This window comes from Mesorhizobium abyssinicae (assembly GCF_049887195.1).
GTDB lineage: Bacteria > Pseudomonadota > Alphaproteobacteria > Rhizobiales > Rhizobiaceae > Mesorhizobium > Mesorhizobium abyssinicae.
The window spans coordinates 1-2303 of the sequence record NZ_JARAKC010000075.1; the positions used below are offsets into that span (position 1 = coordinate 1).

Consider the following 2303-nt stretch of genomic DNA (forward strand, 5'->3'; position numbering starts at 1 on the left):
ACGCTAAGGCTGAACGGAGCAGGAACGTCAGGCGGCGGCACGAAGTAGCTTCGTCGGAGGTCTGAGCGACCGGAAGCCTTCGGGCATCTGATGCTCCGCATCCCAAGTGTAGATGCCGGTCAGATTGATGTGCTCCCAGCTCAGCGGCGAGATGTGCTTGAGCAGATGATCCGGAATCTCGCGGCGCACGTTGCGTAAGTGGGCGACGGCCCGTTCGATATAGACTGTGTTCCAGTGTACGATTGCGCTGACGACGAGGTTGAGGCCGGAGGCGCGGAAGGCCTGGCTTTCGAACGATCGGTCTCGGATCTCACCGCGCTCGTGGAAGAAGACGGCGCGCTTCAGCTTATGTGCCGCCTCACCCTTGTTGAGGCCGGCCTGGCAACGCCGGCGTAGCGCCGGACTTGAGTACCATTCGATCATGAACAGCGACCGCTCGATCCGGCCAAGTTCCCGTAGCGCCTTTGCGAGCTGGCTTTCCTTCGGTGATGCTGACAGCTTCTTCAAGATTGTGGACGGCACCACTGATCGCGTCGTGATCGACGCTGCCAGATGGAGCAGATCGTCCCAATGGTCGAGAATCAGGGTGGCGTTGACCGGCGCGCCAATGTGGTTCGACAGCGCCGGATATGCATCGCCTTTCTCGAACGTGTGAAACTTCCGATCTTTGAGATTGCGCAATCGCGGTGCGAACCGCTTGCCGATCAGGGCGAATAGCCCGAAGAGGTGATCACTCGCGCCGCCCGTATCGGTAAAGTGTTCCTGGATGTCGAGGATCGTGTCCTGGTCGAACAGCCCATCAAGCACGTAGGCTGCCTCGCTTTCGGTCGGGCTGATCGGCAAGATGCTGAAGTAGCCGTACTGATCTGATAGATGGCTATAGAACTTCGAGCCCGGCTCGCTGTCGTAGTGCAGATTGATGTCCCCGCGCTTCGCCGCTCTATCGCTCGCGCGAAAGAATTGGCCATCGGACGATGAGGTTGTTCCATTGCCCCAAAGTCGAGAATGCGGATGCCGGGTGTGCGCATCGGTGATACATGCTTGCGCCGCGCGATAGGTCTCCGACCGAGCGTGGAACGTGCGCATCCAGCCGATCTGGTGAGCGCTGATCCCTTTGGATGCGCTCGCCATTCGCTTCGGACCGAGGTTGGTCGCATCGGCCAGCACGCCGGCCAGCATTGCTGAGGCATTTCTGGGGACGTCGCCTGTGCGGACATGCGTGAAGTGGTCCGCAAAACCGGTCCAATCGTGCACTTCTCTCAACAGGTCGGGAACTTCAACCATTGGATACATGTCGCTGATCTCGGCATTCAGTTCCTCGGCGGCGGCAGGAACTTCGCCAGCGGTCGGCGTGACGATCAACGTCCCAGCTTCAAGACGAACACCTTCGAGCTTTCCGGACCGAGCTCTGTGCGCCAGGCGTTTCAGATTGAAGTCGAGCATCTGACGCGCTTGGGCAAGCCACTGCGCACCGTCACCTTGGACGCCGAGTCCAAGCCGATCCTCTTCCTTCATTGTGGTGAATGTCGACCGCGGCATCAGATGCTCGTCGATCGGCCGGAAGGATCGGCTGCCGTCGACCCAGATGTCCGCAGATCTAAGCCGGTCCCGCAAAGCCGCGAGCGTGGCGATCTCGTAAAGTCGGCGATCGGACCTTTCCTGGTCGAAGATGAGCCTCCGATCAGCTTGGCTGAGGTGGGTGACCGGGACGCGGTCCGGAAGTGTCCGCCGCTTCTCGGCATAGAGTCGTTTCAGCAGCGAAATTGCCGCAAGAAGCGGATCGTGGCGGCGCGCCGAGTGAAACGTGAACGCCTGTAGGAACGCACCCGCATATTTGTTGACGGTCGCATATTGCTCGGCCGCTAAGGTCAACGGCGAGGCCTCGTTGTCCTGGACCATCGACTCAAGCTCAGGCTTCATCCGAAGCAACCGGTGCCATCCAACTTCCTGATCGAGAACCTCCAATGCGTTCCGGCCATAGTCGTTCGCGGACTGCAGGGCTGTGATCGTGTCCAGGAACATGCGTAGCGCTTTGGCGGTATCCGGCCTGCAGTCCATGTGCCGCTGCTTCTTGCGGTTGTTGGCCTGCGAGAACAGCCGACCCATCAACTTGATGAACATCGACACTGCATCGTCGGTGAGCTTTTGGCCGAGCTTGATGACCTGCGCGACGATCAAAGCGTGCCGGCGACTCGCATTGAAGTCGTTGGCCAGCCATGCCGGCGTGGCGTTACCCTCACGGATCATCTGGTCCCACCGTCCAGACGATATGCGCATCTGCAATTTCGGATCGATTTCCAGCG

General features: G+C 59.8%; 1 protein-coding gene. It reads right to left on the reverse strand.

Going from position 1 to position 2303, the window contains the following annotated elements:
- Positions 1-27 precede the first annotated feature (27 nt).
- On the reverse strand, positions 28-2303 hold a 2276-nt coding region (locus PU724_RS33630; protein WP_354426062.1), incomplete at its 5' end, for a Tn3 family transposase.